The 22,405-nt window shown below is 65.7% G+C and carries 22 protein-coding genes; 10 read left to right on the forward strand and 12 right to left on the reverse strand.

The window, feature by feature from the left end; all coding sequences use genetic code 11:
- Positions 1-6 precede the first annotated feature (6 nt).
- From VGV07_RS17485 to VGV07_RS17510, 6 genes are read right to left on the reverse strand one after another with little or no spacing between them, the layout of a single operon-like run.
- Positions 7-1,089, reverse strand: a complete 1,083-nt coding sequence (locus VGV07_RS17485; protein WP_326870005.1) for a sn-glycerol-3-phosphate ABC transporter ATP-binding protein UgpC — start codon at positions 1,087-1,089, stop codon at positions 7-9.
- A 1-nt stretch (position 1,090) separates the two neighbouring features.
- A complete protein-coding gene (locus VGV07_RS17490) occupies positions 1,091-1,984 on the reverse strand; it encodes an AraC family transcriptional regulator (RefSeq protein ID WP_326870006.1) in 894 nt (297 codons plus the stop codon).
- Positions 1,985-2,003: 19 nt separating this feature from the next.
- The gene (locus tag VGV07_RS17495) at positions 2,004-2,879 is read right to left on the reverse strand and encodes a carbohydrate ABC transporter permease (RefSeq protein ID WP_326870007.1); all 876 of its coding nucleotides are present in this window, start codon (positions 2,877-2,879) and stop codon (positions 2,004-2,006) included.
- Positions 2,880-2,881: 2 nt separating this feature from the next.
- On the reverse strand, positions 2,882-3,766 hold the full coding sequence (locus VGV07_RS17500; protein ID WP_326870008.1) for a sugar ABC transporter permease: 885 nt from the start codon (positions 3,764-3,766) through the stop codon (positions 2,882-2,884).
- 55 nt (positions 3,767-3,821) lie between these two features.
- Positions 3,822-5,096 (reverse strand): sugar ABC transporter substrate-binding protein, encoded by a 1,275-nt coding sequence (locus tag VGV07_RS17505; RefSeq protein ID WP_326870009.1) that lies wholly within the window; start codon positions 5,094-5,096, stop codon positions 3,822-3,824.
- A 27-nt stretch (positions 5,097-5,123) separates the two neighbouring features.
- On the reverse strand, positions 5,124-7,778 hold the full coding sequence (locus tag VGV07_RS17510) for a GH116 family glycosyl-hydrolase (protein WP_326870010.1): 2,655 nt from the start codon (positions 7,776-7,778) through the stop codon (positions 5,124-5,126).
- 227 nt (positions 7,779-8,005) lie between these two features.
- Between VGV07_RS17510 and coaBC the strand changes: the two genes are divergently transcribed.
- The 3 genes from coaBC to VGV07_RS17525 all read left to right on the forward strand — a co-directional run bounded on the left by coaBC (position 8,006) and on the right by VGV07_RS17525 (position 10,696).
- Positions 8,006-9,229 carry a bifunctional phosphopantothenoylcysteine decarboxylase/phosphopantothenate--cysteine ligase CoaBC gene (coaBC, locus tag VGV07_RS17515; protein WP_326870011.1) on the forward strand — a complete coding sequence of 408 codons (1,224 nt, stop codon included), beginning with the start codon at positions 8,006-8,008 and terminating at the stop codon, positions 9,227-9,229.
- Positions 9,226-10,173, forward strand: coding sequence for a type I pantothenate kinase (coaA, locus tag VGV07_RS17520; protein WP_326870012.1), 948 nt, complete (start codon positions 9,226-9,228; stop codon positions 10,171-10,173). The genes coaBC and coaA overlap by 4 nt, the downstream gene beginning before the upstream one ends.
- Positions 10,174-10,240: 67 nt before the next feature.
- Positions 10,241-10,696, forward strand: coding sequence for a cyclic nucleotide-binding domain-containing protein (locus tag VGV07_RS17525; protein ID WP_326870013.1), 456 nt, complete (start codon positions 10,241-10,243; stop codon positions 10,694-10,696).
- A 213-nt stretch (positions 10,697-10,909) separates the two neighbouring features.
- Here VGV07_RS17525 and VGV07_RS17530 read toward each other — a convergent pair whose 3' ends face one another.
- The gene (locus VGV07_RS17530) at positions 10,910-11,515 is read right to left on the reverse strand and encodes a helix-turn-helix transcriptional regulator (RefSeq protein ID WP_326870014.1); all 606 of its coding nucleotides are present in this window, start codon (positions 11,513-11,515) and stop codon (positions 10,910-10,912) included.
- Positions 11,463-12,326, reverse strand: a complete 864-nt coding sequence (locus VGV07_RS17535; RefSeq protein ID WP_326870015.1) for a S1C family serine protease — start codon at positions 12,324-12,326, stop codon at positions 11,463-11,465. Before VGV07_RS17535 ends, VGV07_RS17530 begins: the two co-directional genes overlap by 53 nt.
- Before the next feature lie 138 nt (positions 12,327-12,464).
- Between VGV07_RS17535 and VGV07_RS17540 the strand changes: the two genes are divergently transcribed.
- The 4 genes from VGV07_RS17540 (at position 12,465) to VGV07_RS17555 (ending at position 15,709) form a co-directional block, all read left to right on the forward strand.
- Positions 12,465-13,421, forward strand: a complete 957-nt coding sequence (locus VGV07_RS17540; RefSeq protein ID WP_326870016.1) for a S1C family serine protease — start codon at positions 12,465-12,467, stop codon at positions 13,419-13,421.
- A 246-nt stretch (positions 13,422-13,667) separates the two neighbouring features.
- Positions 13,668-14,042 (forward strand): cupin domain-containing protein, encoded by a 375-nt coding sequence (locus tag VGV07_RS17545; protein ID WP_326870017.1) that lies wholly within the window; start codon positions 13,668-13,670, stop codon positions 14,040-14,042.
- Positions 14,043-14,091: 49 nt separating this feature from the next.
- Entirely contained in the window at positions 14,092-14,925 is an 834-nt protein-coding gene (locus tag VGV07_RS17550) for a sugar phosphate isomerase/epimerase (RefSeq protein ID WP_326870018.1), read from the forward strand.
- Positions 14,926-15,016: 91 nt separating this feature from the next.
- Positions 15,017-15,709 (forward strand): L,D-transpeptidase, encoded by a 693-nt coding sequence (locus VGV07_RS17555; RefSeq protein WP_326870019.1) that lies wholly within the window; start codon positions 15,017-15,019, stop codon positions 15,707-15,709.
- A gap of 8 nt (positions 15,710-15,717) precedes the next feature.
- Here VGV07_RS17555 and VGV07_RS17560 read toward each other — a convergent pair whose 3' ends face one another.
- Complete coding sequence (locus tag VGV07_RS17560; RefSeq protein ID WP_326870020.1) at positions 15,718-15,861, reverse strand: hypothetical protein; 144 nt, start codon at positions 15,859-15,861, stop codon at positions 15,718-15,720.
- Between the two features lie 128 nt (positions 15,862-15,989).
- On the opposite strand from VGV07_RS17560, the gene VGV07_RS17565 reads away from it, so the two are divergent.
- A complete protein-coding gene (locus VGV07_RS17565) occupies positions 15,990-16,259 on the forward strand; it encodes a hypothetical protein (protein WP_326870021.1) in 270 nt (89 codons plus the stop codon).
- Between the two features lie 46 nt (positions 16,260-16,305).
- Here the strand turns inward: VGV07_RS17565 and VGV07_RS17570 are convergent, their stop codons facing one another.
- Positions 16,306-16,971, reverse strand: a complete 666-nt coding sequence (locus VGV07_RS17570) for an OmpA family protein (RefSeq protein WP_326870022.1) — start codon at positions 16,969-16,971, stop codon at positions 16,306-16,308.
- A 130-nt stretch (positions 16,972-17,101) separates the two neighbouring features.
- Positions 17,102-17,872: an SDR family NAD(P)-dependent oxidoreductase gene (locus tag VGV07_RS17575; protein ID WP_326870023.1), complete on the reverse strand. Its 771-nt coding sequence runs from the start codon at positions 17,870-17,872 to the stop codon at positions 17,102-17,104.
- A gap of 164 nt (positions 17,873-18,036) precedes the next feature.
- On the opposite strand from VGV07_RS17575, the gene VGV07_RS17580 reads away from it, so the two are divergent.
- On the forward strand, positions 18,037-19,053 hold the full coding sequence (locus tag VGV07_RS17580; protein WP_326870025.1) for an endonuclease/exonuclease/phosphatase family protein: 1,017 nt from the start codon (positions 18,037-18,039) through the stop codon (positions 19,051-19,053).
- A 235-nt stretch (positions 19,054-19,288) separates the two neighbouring features.
- Here the strand turns inward: VGV07_RS17580 and VGV07_RS17585 are convergent, their stop codons facing one another.
- Entirely contained in the window at positions 19,289-20,614 is a 1,326-nt protein-coding gene (locus VGV07_RS17585; RefSeq protein ID WP_326870026.1) for a hypothetical protein, read from the reverse strand.
- 384 nt (positions 20,615-20,998) lie between these two features.
- On the opposite strand from VGV07_RS17585, the gene hemA reads away from it, so the two are divergent.
- Positions 20,999-22,279 carry a 5-aminolevulinate synthase gene (gene hemA, locus VGV07_RS17590; RefSeq protein WP_326870027.1) on the forward strand — a complete coding sequence of 427 codons (1,281 nt, stop codon included), beginning with the start codon at positions 20,999-21,001 and terminating at the stop codon, positions 22,277-22,279.
- The last annotated feature ends 126 nt before the right edge of the window (positions 22,280-22,405 follow it).

The raw sequence follows: 22,405 nt of genomic DNA on the forward strand, positions 1-22,405 counted from the left end.
CGTCTCTCAGGCGGCGATGGCAGCGCCGGTTTTACTGTCGAAGCAATAGACGTCGGACGCCCCGATCGCCAGCCCGATCACCTCGTTGTCGCCGAAGCGCTGCTGGCCCTGCCGCTTGATGACGATGCGCGCCGGTTCGCCGGTCTCGCCGACATCGCAGTAGAGAAAGGTTTCGCCACCCAGCTGCTCGGTGAACTGCACGCGGGCCCGCGCCGCGGCGCCCTCGGGCGACACCACTTCGAGATGCTCGGGCCGGATGCCGACCTCGATCGCTTCGCCCGGCCGGGCTGGCTGCGGCAGGGGCAACACGCCGCCGGGAACCTCGACGCAGGGACCGGACGCCGCCTCGGCGACCCGGCCGGAGAGGAAGTTCATCCGGGGCGAGCCGAGGAAGCCGGCGACGAACCGGTTGGCCGGTTTGTTGTAGAGATCGAGGGGGGTGCCGACCTGCTCGATGCGGCCCTCGTTGAACACCACGATGGTATCGGCGAGCGTCATCGCCTCGACCTGGTCGTGGGTCACGTAGATGGTGGTGCGGCCCATGCGCTTGTGCAGGTTGGCGATCTCCACCCGCATGTGGACACGCAGCTCGGCATCGAGGTTGCTGAGCGGCTCGTCGAACAGGAAGATGCGCGGATTGCGGACGATCGAGCGGCCGATGGCGACGCGCTGGCTCTGGCCACCGGAGAGCTGGCCCGGCCGGCGTTGCAGCAGCGGCTCGATCTTCAGCGTCTCTGCCGCCTTCATCACCTGCTGGCGAATCTGTGCCTTGGGAAGCTTTGCCTGTTCGAGGCCGAAGGCCATGTTCTGGTAGACGGTCATGTTGGGGTAGAGCGCGTAGCTCTGGAACACCATGGCGATGCCGCGACGGGTCGGGGTTTCCTCGTTCATCACCGCGCCATCGATCAAGAGCTGCCCCTCGGTGATGGTCTCGAGCCCGGCGATCATCCTGAGCATGGTGGATTTGCCGCAGCCGGAAGGGCCGACGAAGACGACGAACTCGCCGTCCTTTACGTCGAGGCTGACGCCGTGGATCACCTCGTGCTTGCCGAAGGATTTTTTCACATCGCGGAGGGCGAGCGTGGCCATGTCAGTGCTCCCTGATCGCCATTTGCTGGCGGTATTCGGTTGGGGTGGTGCCGAGGTATTTCTTGAACACGCGCGAAAAGTACTGCGAGCTGCCGAAGCCGAACTCGACGGCGATGTCGGTCACCGGCTCGCTGGTGGTGGCGAGCTTGGTGCAGCAGCGCTTGATGCGCAGGCGCTGGGCATAGTCGCTGGGCGACATGCCGACTTCCTTGCGGAAGCGGTTGTGGAGGTAACTGCGCGAGTAGCCGAGCAGGACCGCCACCTCGCCGATATTGAGCTCGGCATCGGGATCGGAATGCAGCACTTCGAGGAAATCGTCGATCAGCGCGCTGTTGTCGCGGTCGGCGAGCTTCTTGTCCTGCGCCTTCCAGGCCTCGATCAGAACGGTGTGGAGCGCTGCCCGCATCTCGGCGATCAAGAGGCTCGAGCCGGTGTAGATGCGCGGATCGCTCATCAGCCGGTGCAATTCGCCGATGGCATCCATGCAGCGCGCCTCGATGTCGTGGGTCAGGCCACGCCGGCCGAGATAGTTCTGGAAATCGCGAAAGCCGTCGCGGGTCAGCAGCGCCGGATCGGCAACGTTCGTGGCATTGGCCATGACGATCCAGAACGAGTGGCTGGGCGGATAGAGGCCGTTGACGATCCGGTGCTTCTTGCCCGCCGGGAACAGGGCGAACTGGCCGCCCGAGACCGGCACCAGCGCCTCGTCCTCCAGCTCCCAGCAGGCTTCGCCCTCGATGACGAAGACCAGCTCCGGGCCGCCATGCGCGGTCCAGCCGTCGGTGGTGGCCATCGCCTTCTGGAAGGTGGCAAAGCCGAAGGTCCTGATCTCGGGCACGCCGATATCGGCGCCGCTGATCGAGGTGTTGAGATCGAGGATCTGCGATCCGAGCATGATGGTCCCCTTGAAGGCGCTAGCGCTTGATGCCGGTGCTGGCGATGCTCTCGACGATGAAGCGCTGGGCGACGAGAAACACCACGAGCAACGGCAGCACGCACATGGTCACTGCCGCCATGATAACCGACAGCGACAGGGCGCCGAAGGAATCCGACAGGCCGAGCAGGCCGACCGGCAGCGTCATCACGTCGAACTTGCGTACAAAGATCAGCGGCAAGAGGAAGTTGTTCCAGCTCGAGGTGAAGACGATGATCGAGAGCGCCGCGATCGGCGGACCCATCTGCGGCAGCGAGATGCGCCAGAAGATGGTCCAGTAGCTGGCGCCATCGATAAAGGCGGCCTCCTCGTATTCGCGCGGCTGGCCTTCCATGAACTGGCGCATCATGAAGATGGCGAGCGGCGAGGCGAGGCCCGGCAGGATCAGCGACCACAGGCTATCGAGCAGCCCGGCGGCCGCCATGCCGTAAAACAGCGGGATCACCACCAGGGCATGCGGCACCATCAGCCCGACCAGCAGCAGGCCGAACAGCAGTGAGCTGCCGGGAAAGCGCAGGCGTGAGAAGGCGAAAGCCGCCATGGCGCTGCTCACCACCACGCCGATGGTGGTGGCCGCCGCGACGATGAAGCTGTTGAGATACATGCGCAGGAACGGCAGCGGCGAATTGAGCACTGCGGCATAAGCATCGAAGTTGAGCCGGCTCGGCAGGAAGCTCGGCGGCAGCTGATAGGCCTCGCTGGCCGGGCGCATGCTGGTGGCGAACATCCACAGGAACGGCAGCAGCATGAAGATGGCGCCGATCCCGAGGACGATCATCACCGGCAGGTTGCGCCAGTCGATGACCCTGGTGGCCGAATGGACGCGGGCGGTTACGGAGGCTTGGGCAAGGCTCATGGCTATCTCCCGGCGAAGCGACGGCCGAGCGTCAGCTGGATGGCGGTGACGATGGCGATGACGACGAGCAGGGTCAGGGCGGATGCGGCGCCGGTGCCCAGCTCGCCCGCACTGAAGGCTTCGGAGAACATGTACATCACCACCGAGCGGGTGGAATCGCCCGGCCCGCCATCGGTGATGATCTTGATCGAGTCAAAGACCTGGAGGCCGCCGATGGTGGCGTAGGTGACGCAGAACAGGATGACCGGAGCGATATAGGGGAGCTTGATGCGCCTGAGCGCGGTGAAAGGCGAGGCGCCGTCGATACGGGCGGCTTCCATCAGGTTGCGCGGCACGCCCTGCAGCGCGGCGAGCAGGATGATGACGAAGAAGCCAACATTCTTCCACACGTCGATGATGACGATCGAGAACATGGCGACGTTCTTGTCGGTGAGCCAGCCGACCGGCGGCAGGCCGAGCATGCGGATGTAGTAGTTGATGGCGCCCAGATCGAACGAGAACATGAAGCGCCAGATGAAGGAGACGAAGGCCAGCGACACCAGCACCGGCAGGAAGTACGCGAGCCGGAACAGGTAGAGCAGCGGGCCGGGGATGTTGCGGTCGAGCAGCACGGCGAGCCCGAGACCGAGCCCGACATTGCCCACGACCGCGAGCGCGATGAAATAGAAGGTGTTGCCAAACGTCTTCCAGAAGCGCGGGTCGGTCAGCACCCAGTCGAAATTGGCCCAGCCGACGAACTGGGTGGCGAGGGTCAGCCGGTCGACTTCGAGCACCGAGAGCAGGAGCGAGGCGACCATCGGGATGGCCAGGAACAGCAGGTAGATGAAGTAGGCGGGCGCGAGGAAGCCATAGGCTGCCAGCGTTTCGCGTTGCCTGAGGGTTGCCATGGTGTCCTCCGCCGGGGCGAGAGGGGGCGCCCGAGCGGGCGCCCCGGGTCAAGCGTCAGTTGTAGGCGCGCTTCATGGCGCGGGACAGTTCGCTGTCGAGGCCGCTGATAGTGGTGTCGAGGCTTTCGTTGCCGTTGAGGTAGGCGCCGACGTAGCGCATCGTCATCTCTTCGACCTGGGCGAAGTTGGGCGGCGAGGCGACGGGCTTGGCGGTCGCGGCCGAGCCGTAAAAGATCGCGGCGTTGTCGGGGAACGACAGGTATTTGTCGGTGGTGGCGAGGCTGCGCCACGACGGAATCGAGCGCTCGGAATCGGCGAGCTCGGTCTGGAACTCCTTGCCGGTCATTTCCTTGACGAACTCCCAGGCGAGCTCGGGGTTCTGAGAGGCGCTGGTAACGGCGAGACCGCCAATGCCGAACACGGTGGTCTTCACCTTGTTCACCGGCATGATCTGCACGCCGACATTGGTCAAACCGCTGGCGCGGATCTCGGGGATCGGCCAGTGGCCGGCCGAGAACATCGCCACCTGCCCGGCGACGAACTTGCTGTCGCCGACACCGGATTCGAAAGCGGGGGCGGACTTGTCGACATTGATCAGGTCGTGGAGGAACTGCAGCGACTCGCGGAAATTGTCGGTCGCGACCGCTGACTGCTTCCAGTCGGCATCGAGGACGCTCGCCTCGTTGGTGAGGAACCACGGGGTCAGGCCGAAATTGAAGCCCGGCACGAAATAGCCGTACTGGGTGACATTGCCGTTGGCATCGGCAATGGTCAGCTTCTTCGCCGTCTCGCGGAAATCGGCCCAGGTCCAGTCGTCGGCCGGGTAGGCGACGCCGGCCTTATCGAACATGTCCTTGTTGTAATAGACGACGATGTTGTTCCACTCGGTGGGGAAGAAGTTCAACTGCCCGGTGGAGCGGGTGCGCATCCCGTCGAGCAGGTTCGGATCGAGCTCGTCGAGCACCGCCTTGGCGGTCGGATCGGCATCGATGAGCGGCCCAAGGTCGCGCAACAGGCCGCGATTGGCGGTCTCGGCAAAGCCCTCGATGGCCGAGAACATGATGTCGGGCGCCGCGCCGGTCGCCACCTGGTTGATGAACGAGGTATTGTACTCGCCCCAGGATGGCTGCGGCACGAATTGCGGCTCGATGGTGACGTTGGGGTATTTGGCCTTGAAACGGGCGATCGCCTTGTCGGTCGAGTCGATCATCTGCTGGTTGACCGGCTGGAAGATCGTCAGCTTGGCGGTGATATCGGCCGCCGGCTGGGCGAGCACGGGCGATGCGGCCATGGCGAGCGCCATGACGCTGAGGGTCAATCGGGTGCGCATAGGGTCCTCCCTGTTGGCGCTAAGCTTTTATTGGGCGATGTCCGGTTGGTTGCTGATCACGATCCCCGCATGGCGGAGCATCAAGCCCATGCCGGGGTTGAAGATCGAGCGGCTGTCGCGTCGCTCGGGTTTGCCGCCGAAGTGATCGGTGGCTTCGGCCTTGAAGGCGTGGCCGCAGATGGAGATTTCGGCGATTTCGAGCGTGCCGCCGAGGACGGTGAGGCGCGCCTCGCCATCGTCGATGGCAACGCTGCCCCAGGCCGTGCCGGTCGACCACAGCGAGCGGAAGCGCCCTTCGCTCATCAGATTGGGAGCAAAAGCGATGCGACCCTCGCTGAGGTCGAAGCCGAAGCCGGAGAGCACCAGCACCGCGGCGTAGCTCGCCATCGAGCGGGCATAGTTGGAGCCGCACTCGATCTCGTTGAACGGGTTGCGGTTGTGGCCGCGATAGCGGTCGCGCACCGCGGCGAACACTTCGATGGCCTTGTCCAGCTCGCCGATCATCATCAGCTGGCAGCCGAAGGCATACTCGAAGCCGTGCATCGATTCCTGGCTGTAGGGCACCGGGATGGCGGGGCGCACCGCACCCTCCGGCCAGGCGCACATCAGGGTGCCGGCCTCGTTCTCGAGTCCGAAGACGCGGCACGGGTTGGCTTCGTCGCCGAGCCGACGCTTGAAGTTGTGCTGGTAGACGGCGCGCACCGCCGAGGCAAACTGCTCGGGCTCGAACACCTCGCCCAATCCGTAGAGCCCGGCATGCCACTGGGCCAGCACCTGGTCGATCTCGCAGCCTTCGCCGACCTGGTACTTCACCTGGCCATGCTCGTCGGACCAGTAGAGGTCGTAGATCGAGCCGCGCACATAGTTCGATTGCCCGAGCTTGGACTCGAACCGCGCCAGCTGCTGCTTGTCCTCGAGATCGACCTGCTGGATGAAGTAACTGCCGTTGAACAGGTTGTCGTGCGTCCACTTCCGGCCGCGGGCATAGATCTCGGAGAACTCGGCCGCCGTGTCGGCCTCGCCGACCGCTTCCGCCATCTTCGAGCCAGCGAGCAGCGCGCCGAGGTAGAAGCCATTGAGCCAGGAGCTCGGTCCGAACAGCTCCATATCAAGCGTGTGGTGCTGGCGGCCGGTGAGCACGCCGGATTTCTCCGGGTCCCACTTGTCGTAATTGTCGGGGTGCCAGGCGTAGCCGATCGCTGCCTTCACCTCGGGCCAGATCGAGCGCAACCAGGCGAGGTCGCCGGTGAGCTTCCAGTCGCGGTAGGCCTTCAGCACATTGCCGAACTGGCCGTCGACGCAAGGCCGATCGTTCGAGGTGCCGATGCCGAGCGGCAAGGCCAGGCGGAACGCCATGCCGCCCGACGGGACCTGGTTGTTGAAGAAATCGGCCTCGCGCATCGAGCGCTCGAGGTCGGGGAACAGGAAGGGCAGCACCTGCTGGTAGTTCCAGACGTGGGTGCAACTGCCCTCGCAGGAGCCGGCATCGGGGTGGCAGCCCTCCCAGCCGTAGAAAGTGCCATCCTCGAGCCGCAGCACGGTGGCGGTCTTGACGATCGAGAGGTTGGCCGACACCGCATCGAGCACCGGATCGGGCAGCGTCGAGGCGAGCAATTCGGCCTGCAGGCGCTTGGTCTGGCCGGCGAGCCGATCCCAACCGGCAAACGCCTCGGCGGCGACGGCGTCAGCACTCTCCCACTGCGTGGCGTAATAGTTGCGCCAGACGCTGGGAATATCCTTGGGCTCGCCGATCAGGGCGTTCTGCGACACCCAGTATTTGCTGGCGTTGGGCACGTACCAGGCAATGGCGACGCGCAGCGTGCGGCTCTCGCCGGCGGGGATGGTGACGTGCGAGGCGAGCGTCGAATGCTCGGCCACCGCCCGGCTGCCCGACATGCGATGGGTCGGCGTATCGTCGTAGAAGCGATCCTTCAGCCTGCCGGGCCGGTTGATATCCTGCCAGTAGACTTCGAGTGCGTCGAACCAGCTGCCGCGGAAGAAATGGCGCTGATAGCTGGTGTCGGCGCTGTCGGTGGAGATGCTGAGCTCGCTGTAGTGGATCGACTTGCGGTCGGAAGCCGAGCGGCCGGTCAGCGCGGTGCGTCCATCGGGCGCGCTGGCGGTGACGCTCGCCTGGTCCTTGAACTCGAAGCCGAGGCAGCCGAACAGCGTATAGTCGATCGCCTCCGCCGTGGTGTTGCTCAGGGTGAACTCGAACATCGCCACGGGAAGCGAGGAGAGCCGGCTTTCCATCGGCAGATAGGGGCTGAACGCCTCGAGCTTTACCGTGCCGGGGAAGCGCTTGTCGGCGAAATCGAGGGTCGCCACCGGATAGGGGCCGGAGAGCGTGGCCTGTTCGAAGCTCGGGAACCCCGCCATGTGCTCGCGGCGGACGCCGAAGCCGAACGAGTTGAAATGCTTGCCGAGGTAATCGCCGGTGAGCGAGCCCTGGAACGGGCCATGCAGCACGCGGGTGTCGAGCACCTTGCCGTCGCGTTCGGCCTTGACGGCGAAGTGCGAGAAGCCGTTGACGCTGCCCTTGCTCGGCCGGTTGTAGATCTCCCAGTCGCGCAGGCGCCCGTCGCCGCCGATGCCGATCGACCCGGCTCCAATGCCGCCCAGCGGGAACACGACGTTGCGGGCGTCTTCGCCGGCGTAACGGAAATAGGCTGCACGATCCATGTGCACATGGCTCCCCTAGCTAGGACACGGAGGGTTCGGTCCCACCGACATTGCCTGCCTATTAGCGCGATCTGCGACGGCGCGCGTTCAATCCTGTCGTGAGGACATTTGTGCACATCGATGACGCGCCCTCGGCCCGGCCATGGCCCAACCCATTGGTGGGTATGAGTCCACGGCTGGATCGTGTAGACGGCTAGCTGTCTCAAACAGGCTGCGGTGGCTTGAGCATGAAACTGCAGAATCGGCGCGTGCTGCTGATCATCGGCGGCGGCATTGCCGCCTATAAGGTGCTGGAACTGATCCGGCGGCTGCGGGATGAAGGCGCCAAAGTGCGCTGCGTGATGACGGCGGCAGCGGCCGAGTTCGTGACACCGCTGTCGGTCGCGACGCTCAGTGCCGACCGGGTGTTCACCAACCTGTTCGACCGTAGTGACGAGCACGATGTCGGCCATATCCGGCTGTCGCGCGAGGCCGACCTGATCGTCGTGGCGCCGGTGACGGCGGACCTGATGGCCAAGGCTGCGACCGGCGCGGCGAACGACCTCGCGAGCGCGGTGCTGCTGGCGTCGGACAAACCGGTGCTGATGGCGCCGGCGATGAACCCGCGGATGTGGGCGGCGGCACCGACGCGGCGGAACCATGCGACCTTGCTCGCGGACGGCGTTGAGTTCGTCGGGCCGAAATCGGGAGCCATGGCGGAAGCCGGCGAGGCTGGCGAAGGGCGCATGGCCGAGCCGGCGGAGATCCTCGCCGCGATCATCGACCAGCTCGGTGAGGCCGGACCGCTCCGTGGGCGGCGCTTCATCGTTACGTCGGGGCCGACGCATGAGCCGATCGATCCGGTGCGCTACATCGCCAACCGGTCCTCGGGCAAACAGGGGCACGCCATCGCCGCGGCGCTGGCGAAGCTCGGGGCTGAGGTACAGCTGATCACTGGCCCGGTGTCGATCGCCGACCCGGCCGGCGTTACGACCACGCATGTCGAGACGGCGCGCGAAATGCTGGCCGCCGTGGAGAACGCCCTGCCCGCCGACGGCGCGGTGTTCGTCGCCGCGGTGGCGGACTGGCGGGTCGACAGCGTTGCCGCCGACAAGATCAAGAAGCAGCCGGGGAGCGGCACCGTGCCGAGCCTCAGCATGGTCGAGAACCCCGACATCCTCGCAACGATCGGACACCATGCCCAGCGCCCTGGGATCGTCGTCGGTTTCGCCGCCGAAACACGCGATGTGGTGGCGAACGGCGAGGCCAAGCTCAGGCGCAAGGGCGCCGACCTGATCGTCGCCAACGACGTCTCGGCCGCAGGCGGCGCAATGGGCGGCGACCGCAACAAGGTGACGCTGCTCAGCGCCGATGGCCCCGAAGCATGGCCGGAGCTGGATAAGCTCGAAGTGGCGGAGCGGCTGGCGCAGGTGATCGCGGCGCGGCTCACCGGCGGGCCGACGCGCCGATGACGCAGTCGGCTGAATTCTCGCCTTACCACCACTTCAGCAAGGCGGAATGGGTGGCGCTGCGCGCCGACGAACCGATGACGCTCACGGCCGACGACGTGCTGCGATTGCGGGCGCTGTCCGACCCGATCTCGCTGACGGAGGCCGAACAGGTCTACCTGCCGCTGGCGCGCCTGCTCTCGCTCTATGTCGAGGCGATCCAGGGGCTGCACCGGGTGTCGCAGCGCTTCCTCAATACCGGGGCGCCCAAGGTGCCCTTCATCATCGGGGTGGCCGGCTCGGTGGCGGTGGGGAAATCCACCACCGCACGCATCCTCCGCGCGCTGCTGCAACGCTGGCCCACGAGCCCGAAGGTCGATCTCGTCACCACCGACGGGTTCCTCCACCCCAATGCAGTGCTGATCGAGCGCGGGCTGATGCGGCGCAAGGGCTTTCCGGAAAGCTTTGACCGGGCGCGGCTGGTGGCCTTTCTCTCGGCGGTGAAATCGGGAACGCCGGCGCTCGAGGTGCCGATCTATTCGCACCTCGTCTATGACGTCGTGCCGGGCGAGCACCTGATCGTCGACCAGCCCGACATCCTCATCGTCGAAGGGCTGAACATCCTGCAGCCGGGGGCGCCGAGCAAAGCCTGCGCGCCGATCCTCTACGCTTCCGACTTCATCGATTTCTCGATCTATATCGACGCCGATCCCGGGGATCTCGAGGCCTGGTATCTCGAGCGCTTCTTCCGGCTCAGGGAGACCGCCTTCCGCAACCCGGACTCGTTCTTCAAGCGCTATGCCGACATGAGCAAAGACGAAGCCGGCACGTTCGGCCTCGACAACTGGCGCTCGATCAACCTGCCCAATCTCGTCGACAATATCGCCCCGTCCCGCACGCGGGCCGACCTGATCCTCAAGAAGGGCAGCGACCACCTGGTCGCCGAGGTGCTGCTGCGCATGGTGTAGAATGGCCCTTCATGGCGCATCCGCAACGGATTAGGCTCTTGGTCGCCCAAACATCGGGGGAATGACCGTGGCCAGCCTGCTGACGCTTACCTATTCATCGCCGACGCTCGATGTCGCCAAGGGCGAGGAGCTGGTCACCCAGGGTACGCCCGGGCGCGATCTCTACGTCTTGGAGAGCGGCAAGTTCGTGGTCGAGCGCAACGGGGTGGCGATCGCGACGATCGAACATGCCGACCAGATGATCGGCGAGATGTCGGTGCTGCTCGGGCGGCCGCACAGTGCCACCGTCCGGGCCGAGCGCGACAGCAAGGTGCGGGTGGTGAAGGACGCGATGCGCATCCTCGAGAAACACCCGGAACTGGCGCTCAGGATCGCGCAGCTGCAGAGCCAGCGGCTCGATGCGACGTCGGCGCTGCTGGTGGATCTGAACCGCGAACACGGCGACAAACCGGCCGAGCAGAACCTGATCGCGCGGATTTTTTCGACGCTGATGACACCGGGCAAGGACCCGGGGGTGCATTAGACCGGTCTTGCCGAGGCGGGCACGGTCCCTTCGCCCTCAGGGGAGAAGGTGGCGCGCAGCGCCGGTTGAGCGGTGAAGTGGTGCCACTTGCTGGACAAGCCAGCATACTGAGGAGCTGAACCCCTCACCCAGTTCCGCTACAGGCCTCACGGCCCTAGCTCCACTACCCTCTCCCCTCAGGGGCGAGGGGCACAGACTGCTAACTGATGCCAATCAGATCGCCACCAAGCCCTCGCGCAGTATGATCGACACCGCATCGGCGCGGTTGCGGGCGCCGAGCTTTTCGAGGATGGCGGTGACGTGGAATTTCGCCGTGTGCACCGAGATATCCAGGGCCCTGGCAATCACCTTGTTGGAGGCGCCATCGACCAACAGCTCCGCCACCTGGCGTTCGCGCTGGCTGAGGCGCGGCAGCAGCGAGGCGGGCAGCCGCTCGTTGGCGGCGCGCTCCACCGTCTCTCGTTCCAGCGCGTAGCCGGCGCCGATCAGCATGGCCGCGGCGAGGATCAGGCCGGGATCGAGGCTGTCGATGGCGTTGCGACGCGCCTCGTCGGCGCCGACGCGCAGCACGCGGTGCGCGCCGGTGACGCCGCCCAGCGCCGCCGGGCGATCGGTAATGGTGACCGCCGCCTCTTCGGCGTCGGCCTCGTAGAGATCGTGACGGCCGGCGATCAGGGTGCGCAGCACCTGTTCGAGGGCCGGGTCGGTGAGATCGAAGGCGACGCCGAGAACCAGCCCGCCGAGGACGGACTGGGGAACCGGAGCCTCAGCTCCGCGGGCGTTCGCCGATAGTGATCTCGAGTTCCAATGCACTGCCACCGCGTTGCACTCCCAAACTGATAGTCTTGCCGACGGTGCCGGCGTTCAGGCGATCGGCGACATCGCTGACCGAATGCACCGCTGCTCCACCCCATGTGGTGATTATGTCGCCAACAAGGAAGCCCCCATTGGCCGCCGGGCTCGCCGGCTCGAGTCCGACGACGATCGCTCCACCGGACTCGGCGAGCGGATGGAGGCTGACGCCCAGCCAGCCGCGCGGGATATAGCCCTTCTCGCTGAGCGTCGCCACCGAGCGGGCAATGGTCGAGGCCGGAATGGCGATGGTGCGGCGGCGGGCGCCGGTAACGGCCATGCCGATCAGGCTGCCATCGGGCGCCACCGCGGCGCCGCCTTCGCTGCGCGGCGACAGGCGAAGGCCGAGGGTGATCCGTGCGTCGATCTCACCGCCGCGCATGCTGCGCCAGGCGGCGCCGACCTCGGTGACCGAGGCGAAGCCCGAGAGCACCGATTCCTCGCCGCGGCCGACCAGCACCGCCAGCGAACCGGGCTGCGGCAGCGTGGCGTGGGACCACTCTGCGACCTCGGGGGTTTCGAGCTTGAGCAGCACGACATCGGTACTGGGGTCGCGGCCGATGATCTGGGCGGTGGCAGGCTTGCCGTCGGCGCCCAGGATCGCGACTTCGTCGTCGCCCTCCAGGGCCTCGTCGGCGGTGATGGCGAGGCCGGTGCGCCAGATGAAGCCCGAGAGTTCGCGGCCGTCGCGGCCCTGGATGGCGATTATGCGGGGCGCGACCCTGGCAGTGAGCGCCGCGAGAGAGGCGGACAGCGCCTGGAGTTCGGGGAAGGACATGTCGAATGGCCTGGTTGGGTTTGTTGACCAAAAACTTGCGCTCCGGGCGGGCCGCTCGAAAGCTCCCCATATGGGCAGGATCGCGGGCGAGCGCCGCAAAACCCACATTGAGGGCTCACGAAACTGCCGGAGCATTCCATGGCTCAGCCCCTGCCCTTCACCAGCGATCAACGCCTGCTCGATGTCTATTCGCTCACCGTCTCCGACGTCGCCGAAGCCGTCGGTCCGGCGGTCGGCATGGTGACCACTGACGGCAAGGGCCACGGCTCGGGCGTGGTGCTGTCGCAGGATGGGTTGGTGGTCACCAACTCGCATGTGGTGGGGAACCACCGGGATGTGCATCTGGCCCTGCCCGACGGGCACCGACTGGGGGGCCGCGTGCTCGGCGCCGACCCAGACACCGACCTGGCGATCCTCAAGGTCGATGGCAGTGCGCTGCCGATCGCATCGCTGGGCGACAGCAGCGAGCTGAGACGCGGGCATATCGCCATCGCCATCGGCAACCCGCTGGGGTTCGAGTCGACGGTCACGGCCGGGGTGATCTCGGCGCTGGGGCGGAGCCTCCGCTCGCCGTCGGGGCGGCCGATCGAGGATGTGATCCAGACCGACGCGGCGCTCAACCCCGGCAACTCCGGCGGCGCACTGGTCTCGAGCCTGGGCGAAGTCGTCGGCATCAGCACGGCGATGATCGCGGGGGCACAGGGCATCTGCTTTGCCGTGGCCAGCAACACGGTGAAGCTGGTGCTGGGCGAGGTGCTGCAGCATGGTGGGGTACGGCGCGCCTATCTGGGCGTCGCCGCCGACACGGTGAACCTGCCGCGGCGGGTTGCGGATGCCGCCCATGTCGGGACGCAAACCGCCGCGGTGCTGCACTCGATCGTCGCCGATGGCCCGGCGGCGCGGGCCGGGGTGCGCGAGGGCGATGTGCTCCTGAGCCTCGATGGCCGCCCGGTCGAAGGCCCGGGCCCGCTGCTCAGGATGCTGACCGCCGACGCCATCGGACGGCGGGTGCGGCTGCAGCTATTGCGGCAGGGGCGGCTGCTGGAGCTGGAGGTGGTGCTGACGCAGCGGCCGAACGGGCCTGAACCGAAATAGGCGACGTCGGAGCGTGGGGCCACCCCCACCCTTGATCCCTCCCCACAAGGGGGAGGGAGACGAAAGAACCGGATCCCCAGTGAGCGCCTCCCTCCCCCTTGTGGGGAGGGCAGCAAAGCTTGTGAGCGAAGCGAACTAGCGTCGCTGGGTGGGGGTGTCCACGCACCGGCGCAAGGAGTCCTTCTCCGTCTTGCTGCTGTGACGCCCGTTCACTACGGTGCGGCGCAGTGGCGGAGGACAGGTGTCATGGCGGCTGAGTGCAAGGTGATCCGGGGCGGCGAAGGCTTCCACGGCAAGCAGGGGCTCGACTATTTCGCCGGGGTTTCGGCGCAGTCGGCCGGCGCCAGGGGCATCTGCATGCACATGGCGGTGATCCCGCCCGGCGCCGAGGCCAAGCCGCATTATCACGAGGCGCATGAGACGGCGATCTTCCAGATCGAAGGCTCGACCTCGTTCCGCCACGGGCCGAACCTCGAGTTCACTGATGTCGTCAACGAGGGCGACTATGTCTACATCCCCGCTGGCGTGCCGCATCAGCCGTTCAACCCGACCGACAAGATCGCGCGGGCGCTGATTGCGCGAACCGACCCCAACGAGCAGGAAAGCGTGGTGCTGATCTAGCTGCCTCGCCTGCCCCACCCCAGTTTGATTGCGCTCCGGAAGCACCACGATGCAGAAACTCCTTGTCCTCCAGTCGCTGTGGACCATGCAGGGTCTCAAGGGTGCGCCGCGCGAGCGCTCGCTCGAGGCCAATCTCGAGATCATCGCCAATGCCGGCTTCGACGGCTTCGGCACGCAGTGGATCGATGCCGAGATGGCGCAGCGGGCCGGCAGGCTGGCGAAATCGGCCGGGCTGGTGGTCGAGGGACTGTGCTTTCCAACCGATATCGACAGCCTCAAGCCCATGCTCGAATGGGGCGCGGCGTATGGCGTGCACCATATCAACATCCAGCCCAATCTTCGGCCGCGCACGCTGGCCGAGGCGGTGCGGGTGGCCGAGGGCTGGCTCAGGCTTTCCGAGCAGGTCCCGTTCCCGGTTCATGTCGAGACGCACCGCGACCGGATGACCAACGACCTGCATTTCACGCTGGACCTGATCGGCGCCCTGCCGGAGCTGAAACTGACCGGCGACCTCTCCCATTATGTGGTCGGTCGCGAGATCACCCTGCCGGTCTCTGGGGAAATCGAAGCGCAGATGACCACGATCCTCGAGCATTGCTGGGCCTATCATGGTCGCGTCGCCAGCAGCGAGCAGGTGCAGCTGCCGCTGTCGTTCCCGCAACATGCACCGTGGCTCGAGCAGTTCGGCACCTGGTGGCGCAACGGTTTCGCCGACTGGAAGAACCGCGCCGGCCCGGACGCCGAACTCAGCTTCCTCTGCGAGCTCGGGCCGCAGCCCTATGCCATCGCCGGAGCCGACGGCAGCGACCTCACCGATCGCTGGGCCGAGTCGCTGCAGTTGCGCGACCTGGCACGGGCGGCCTGGGGCCGAACGATAAATTGATCGACAGCCGGCTCGCCTCAGCCGTAATGATGTGCGAGCTGAAGCAGTAGTCATACGCTCTGATGGGCAGCCTTTTCAGGGGGCAGGTTCCGTGCAGAAGACGATCGGCAATAACGGCCCATCGCGGCGGGCCTTCCTGTTTGGTGCGGCGAGTTTTTCCGGATTGGCGCTGAGCGGTTGCTCGACGACCATCGGCAATCGGCAGTTGACGGTGCCCAACCTCTTGCCGGCGATCATCTCGCCTTACTATCTCGATATCTACGGTGCGATGCCGGACGAGAAATTCCCGGTGCCGGCCGTCGACCTCAACAAGGTCGACCAGCGTTTCCTTCGAACCGAAGTCGACGATCCGACCGGCGAGAAGCCGGGCACCATCGTGGTCGATACTTCCGGGCGTTTCCTCTATCTCGTGCAGGGTGGCGGGCGTGCCATTCGCTACGGCGTCGGCATCGGACGCGACGGCTTCACCTGGTCGGGGCGTGGCAGTATCGGCCGCAAGGCGCAGTGGCCGACCTGGTATCCACCGGCCGAGATGATGCAACGCCAACCCGAGACGCGCGAGTTCGCCGGCGGCATGCCGGGCGGCATCAACAACCCGCTGGGCGCTCGGGCGATGTACATCTATCGCGGTGGCGTGGATACGATCTATCGCATCCACGGCACGCGCGAATACTGGAGCATCGGCAAGGCCGTGTCGTCGGGCTGCGTACGACTGATCAATCAGGATGTGATCGATCTCTATTCGCGCGTCACCGTAGGCACGCCGATCATCGTCAACAGCTAGGCTGTCGCTCACCAGTTGAAGCAGACCATGGTCTTGGTGAAGGGGTCGAGGATGCAATTGCGCGGGATGCCCTCGCCGCGCTTGGCCGCGAAAGACGGCGTGGCGCCCAGGACGGCAATGAGAACGAGGGTGAGTGTCGTGATGCGGAACATGTGTCGTTTCCTTGGTTTCTGATGCGGCCGAGGCTCGCCTGAGGCCGCTGAACGCCCGCTGAGGCGCGCGTTCAGGGAACCAAAACCGCAGGGATGCACTTGTTCGATCACCATCGGAGGGAGATGCGATGAGTGCCGACGTGAGACGAACGCCCAAGGTGGCGCGAGTGGATCAGCTGATGGACGAGAACGGCCAGCCGATCTCGCTGCCCGAGAACTCCACCCTGGCGGCAACGCGCGACGTTGAGGAGGCGGTCGGCGGCACCGGGCCGACCAACTGGTGGAAACGCGGGCTGATCGCGGTGGGAATCGTGGTGGTGATCCTCCTCGGCTTCCAGCTGCTCGCCAGCAACACCCGATCACCAGCACCCACGCCCGCCACGACCACAGCGCAATAGAAAAGGCCCGGGACATGCCCGGGCCTCGATCCTGGTGGTGCAGAACTCAGCCCTGGATGGGCGAGAGCTGGATTTCGACGCGGCGGTTCTGGGCGCGGCCGGACTCGGTGCCATTGGAGGCGATCGGATCCTCCTCGCCCTTGCCGGTGATGTAGAACCGGCGCTGGTCGACGCCCTGGCTGGCGAGGATGGTGGCGACGGAGGTGGCGCGCTTCTGGCTCAGCTCGAGGTTGTAGCTGTCCGACCCTTGCGAGTCGGTGTGGCCGTAAACGTCGATGACCGTCTTGTTGAACTTCTTCAGCACCAGGCCGACCGAGATCAGGGTCTCGCTGAACCTGGGCTGCACCGTCGCCGAGTCGGTGGCGAAGGTGATGTTGGACGGCATGTTGAGGATGATCTGCTGGCCGACGCGGGTCACCGAAACACCAGTGCCCTGCAGCTGGGCGCGGAGCTCGGCTTCCTGCTGATCCATATAGCTGCCGATGGCCGCGCCGGTGAGGCCGCCGACACCGGCACCGATCAGCGCCGCGACGCGCGGATCAGCGCCAGTCGCCGCACCGATGATGCCGCCGACCACGGCGCCACCGCCTGCACCGAGCAACGCGCCGCCGGTGGTGTTGGAGAGCTGGCTCTGGCCGGTATAGGGATTGACCGAAGTGCAGGCGCTCAGCGACAGGGCCGCGAGGCCGGCGATCAGGATCTTGGAATTCATTGACGTCCCCCGTAGGTGTGGCGCACGTTCTCGCCACCGATTGCGGCAGCAAGGTGTTCGCCTCGCCGCCGATGCCCGCGGCGAGACTAGAGCAGGAATGCGCTGCGTTGAAGCGGTCGTTTGCCAGGGATCAGTTGTGCGCCCAACCGCCGTCGACGAGGAAATCCTGGCCGGAAATCATCTTCGAATCGTCGGCCGCGAGGAACAGCACCATACGGGCAACGTCCTCGGGATAGAGCCGGCCCTTTACCGGCTGGACCTGCTCCAGCATGGCGAAGGCCTCAGGCGTGGCCCAGAGCTTGAGTTGCCGCTCGGTCATGATCCACCCCGGAACGAGCGTGTTGGCACGGATCCCGTACTTGCCATACTCGCGCGCCATCGAGCGGGTCATGCCGTGGGCGCCCGCCTTGGCCGAGGTGTAGACGGTTAACTCGGCAGTGTTGGTCATCCAGCTGACCGAACCGAAATTGATGATCGAGCCCCTGCCCGCGGTGACCATCCCCGGCGCCACCGCCTGCACGGCGAAGAACGCATGCTTCAGGTTGACGGCCATGTTGCGATCCCACGCTTCGGGCGTCATCTCGGCGATGGTGTGGCGTGTGTCGTTGGCGGCGTTGTTGACGAGGGCCAGCGTCGGGCCGTGCGCCGCTTCAAAGCCCTTGATGGCCGCCTGGTATGCGGAGATGTCAGTGATATCGCAGCGGGTGAACTTCACCGTGCCGCCAGCCGCAGTGAGCTCGGCTTCGAGCTTGTTGCCGGCCTCGTCGGCGATATCGACGAAACCGACTTTGCTGCCCTGCTCGGCGAAAGCGCGGACCATGCCCTCGCCGATGCCCGAAGCGCCGCCCGAGATGATGACAGGCATGCCCTTCAGACTGGGATAGATTGCGTATTCAGACACGGAAAGCCCCCGGGAAACAGTATTGGCGGGGGTTTAGCGCGTGGGCACGCATAGGACAAGGCGACTTGCGTACGCCCGGGTACGCGGGGCCGTTTTTTGTCACCGGCACGACATATCGGCTGGCTAGATGGGGCCTTCCCACCCTCTTGCTGCGAAGTCCCTCCATGTCGCTCGATCTTGTCAAACCCGCCCAGATTGCCTTGCTCGCCGGCCCGCCGCAGGCGGAGCGCGACCGCCTCGATGCGCTGGAGCGGACCGAGACCAACCATGCCGAAGCGCTCGCCGGCCTCAGTTGCCTGCAGCGCGTCGAAGCGCCGGCCACCGAGCACAGCGATATCCTGTCGTTCCCCCTGAGCGTTGCCGCCTGGAACCTCGAGCGCTGCTACAATGTCGAGAAGTCAGCCGCAGTGTTGAAGCGCGAAGGCGCAGAACTGGTGCTCCTGTCAGAGGTGGATAATGGCATGGCGCGTACCGGCCAGCGACACACTTCGCGCGATATCGCGGCCGAACTCGCGATGAACTATGCCTTTGGGGTCGAGTTCCTCGAACTAGAACTGGGCGCCGAAGTCGAACTCGCCTTCTGCGAGGACGATTTCAATCGCCACGGCTTTCACGGCAACGCGCTGCTGTCCAAGGCGGCGCTGCAGGCGCCGGTGATGATCCGGCTCGAGCCGCATGGGCACTGGTTCACGCCGGAAAGCCCGGCGCGCCGGGTCGGCACGCGCTGCTCAATCGCGACGGCAGTGATGACCACCGAGGGGCCGCTCTATGCCGTCTCGGTCCACCTCGAGAACCGCGGCGACGCCGCCTATCGCGAGGCCCAGGTCAGGCGCCTGATCGATGCGATCGACGAACTGGCGGGCGGCACGCCTGTGATCATCGGTGGCGATCTCAACACCGGGCTCGCCGACGGCGGCGACTTCGAGAAGGAGACGCTGTTCGCCCATGCCTATGGCCGCGGTTTCGAACGGCATGGCGGACCCATCGGCCAGACGACCACCCGCCCGAGCCGGGTCAGCCGCAGCCCAAGCGGCACCTGGAAGCTCGACTGGTTCCTGACGCGTGGCCTGCTGGTGGAAGAGAGCCGGATCGTGCCGTCGCTGGCCGATGACGGCGAGGTGCTGTCGGACCACGATATGGTGGTGGCGAAGTTGGGTGGGATGGCCGGCTCAGGCCTCTAGCGACAACCACCGACCTTCACCCCGGCGAAAGCCGGGGCCCAGTGCGCGGGCTGCTCTCTACCCCGCCCAACCTTCGACCTTGCCGTGATGGACCGGCACGGTCCCTGCCTGCCCAGCCGTCCGAGCAGTAGGTCCCGGCGTTCGCCGGGATGACGGCCGGTGGGTGGGGCGTTCCCCACAAACAACGCAGGCCCGGCAACCGCCAGGCCTGTGCTTTCAGAACGGTCTCAGTCCCTCAGACGCTGTCGTCTTCGACGATCACCTTGCCGGTCGGGGCGACGTCCATTGCTTCGACCTTGAGCAGCAGCTGCTCGATCTTTTCGACGTTGGCGATGTGGCGGGTTTCCATCGAGAAGTTCAGCGTGATGTACTCGCGCCCAGGGCAGAAGGTGCAGATATTGGCCGCCGGGTGCCAGGCGCCGCAATAGATCGGCTCCATCATGCCGTGGGTCATCGGCCCGTATGTGCGGTGCGGCGGCACCAGGGTCAGCACCACGTGGATGCCGCCGTTGAAGCGCCAGAAGCGCTTGCCGGGCAGGAACGGCAGCGCGCGGTTGAGGGCGCGCAGCGAGCGGAACATCGAGTTCATCATCACCTGGAACTTGGTGATGTCCTTTTTCTCGATCTTGTCGATGGTGTCGTCGACCTTGCGCACATAGGCAACGAAATCGTCGATCACCTCGAACTTGGCTTCGAGCGCCCGGACGCGGAAGAAATCGTCGTCGGCATCGTGGCGCTTGCCGTCGAGCATGGTGTAGGCGGCGCCGATAACCTTCTTGGACATATGCCGCTCTTCGCCTTCGCCGTTCAGCGCGTGGGTGACGAGCGCGAACATCAGCGAGCGCTGGCGCACACCGAGCTTGTTGGCAAGTAGCCGCAGGCGGTGACGCTTCAGCGCCAGGGTCTTGAAACCCCAGGGCTTGTCGGCCGGGGCGAGGATGTTGGCGAGGGTGACATACATGAAGGTCATGCCCCAGCCGCGGAGCGTGCCCTTGATGCGGGCGCCGAGCCCGACCTTGTTGGATTTATCGCTCATCACGCCATGGCCGGCGGAGGCGGAGCGGGTGAGCAGCGCCGAATCGGAGCCTTCGAGCAGCGCGTGGCTCGAGCGCACCTGGATCATCGAGGCGCGGCCCATCTCGTCGGGTCCGCCGCGGCGGACTACGGCGGAGACGCGGAACAGCGGCAGGTCGTCCCGCTCGAAGATGTCAGGGGACTTCGAGACCCACTTGTCCGGATAGCCGTCGAACTCGTCGACTTCCTCGACATGGGTGATGGCATCGAGCAGGTGCTTGGGGAACGGCTGGCCCGGGCGGGCGCCGACGAAACCGTGGCTCAGCTGCGGGGCCAGCGCCACCATGTCGGCGACCAGATTGCCCAGCGTTTCCTTGTCGAAATGCGACTTCGACGCGGCGGTGAAGAACACCGTGTCGCGCGCCTCGTAGAGGAACCACTGGAAATCGGTGAACAGCGCCTGCGGGTGCTTGTTGACGGCGGCAAGCGCCAGGTCGAGCACCTCGGCATGGTCGTTGGCGAAGCTGGACGAAGAGAAGCTCTTCATGGCGGATCCCCCTGTTTCCGTAAGGTTGATACTAGCGGACGCCGGAACCGGGTCAACGGCAAGGCATCGGGGCCGTTAATCCCGGGTCGAACGGCCATTCCAGGCGGAGTGACACGACCGCGCTGAACCCATTGTGAACGTAGACTATCACCAGTCGGCTAAGGCGGCTGCGACGAGTTGCGCACATCTGCTCGATTGGCAGGGGGGGCGCCATTGTTTAGGATGGTTCCAAGCTGCATCGGCAACGTGCAGCCTGGCCAATGACTTGTATTAGCCGCCGCGCGGCGAATTGACCTATGTCAATGCCGGGGTGTGGGGAATAGCTGTTCCCTAGGCCGGTGAGGTCGCCAGCAGGCGAAGCGCCTGCACTTTGAGAGTGAAGCTATGGACTATCGCGGGTTTTTCGAGGACGCCGTCGACACCCTACGGCAGGAAAAGCGCTATCGCGTTTTCGCCGATCTCGAACGAATTGCCGGGCGTTTTCCCCGGGCTATCTTCCGGGACAATGCCGACAACCAGCGTGAGATCACCATCTGGTGCTCGAACGACTATCTCGGCATGGGTCAGCATCCGGTGACCATCGCTGCCATGCAGGACACTGCCGCGCGCCTGGGCGTCGGCGCCGGCGGCACTCGCAACATCTCCGGCACCAATCGGCCGCTGGTCGAGCTCGAGCGTTCGCTCGCCGACCTGCACCGCAAGGAAGCGGCTTTGGTATTCACCTCGGGGTTCGTCTCGAACGAAGCGGCGATTTCGACCATCGCGCGGCTGCTCCCCGACTGCGTGATCTTCTCCGACCAGCTCAACCACGCCTCGATGATCCAGGGCGTGCGCCAGTCGGGCATGGAAAAGAAGATCTTCCGCCACAACGACGTGGCGCACCTGCGCGAGCTCCTGGCGGCGGTCGATCGCAAGCGCCCCAAGCTCATCGTCTTCGAGTCGGTCTACTCGATGGATGGCGACGTCGCGCCGATCGCCGAGATCTGCGACCTCGCCGAGGAGTTCGGCGCGCTCACCTATATCGATGAAGTGCACGCCGTGGGCATGTATGGCCCGCGCGGCGGCGGCATTGCCGATCGGGACGGCCTGATGGGCCGCATCGACATCATCGAAGGCACGCTCGCCAAGGGCTTTGGCGTGATGGGCGGCTATGTCGCCGCCAACCGGGCGATCATCGATGCGATCCGCTCCTATGCGCCGGAATTCATCTTCACCACTGCCCTGCCCCCGGCGCTCTGCGCCGCGGCGCGCGCCTCGATCGAGCACCTCAAGGTGTCCTCGGCGGAGCGTGACGGGCAGCAGCGCCAGGCGCAGCTCACCAAGGACATCCTCGCTGATGCCGGCCTGCCGGTACTGAAGACCGACACGCATATCGTGCCGGTGATCGTCGGCGACGCGCGCCTCTGCAAGGCGGCGAGCGACATGCTGCTCGAAAAGCACAACATCTACATCCAGCCGATCAACTATCCCACCGTGCCCAAGGGCACCGAGCGGCTGCGCATCACGCCGACCCCGCTGCACACCGACGAGATGATCATCGAGCTGAGGCACGCGCTGGTCAGCGTCTGGGCCAGCCTGGAGCTGCCGCGCGAACGGCCGACCGCGAAGGTGAGTGCCGACAAGCTGACCAGTGGCGACCTGACGCTGAGCAGCGCTGGCGGCTGAGGCTCTGCCGACTGAAGCAGACGGCCCCCTCCCATCCTCCCCCAGAAGGGGGGAGGTGCCCCGCTGGTGCGTCTGGCAAGATTGAAGACAGAGCCTCGGCTCTTCACCTCCCCCTTCATGGGGGAG

This window comes from Devosia sp. (assembly GCF_035944845.1).
In the GTDB taxonomy this organism is placed as follows: domain Bacteria; phylum Pseudomonadota; class Alphaproteobacteria; order Rhizobiales; family Devosiaceae; genus Devosia_A.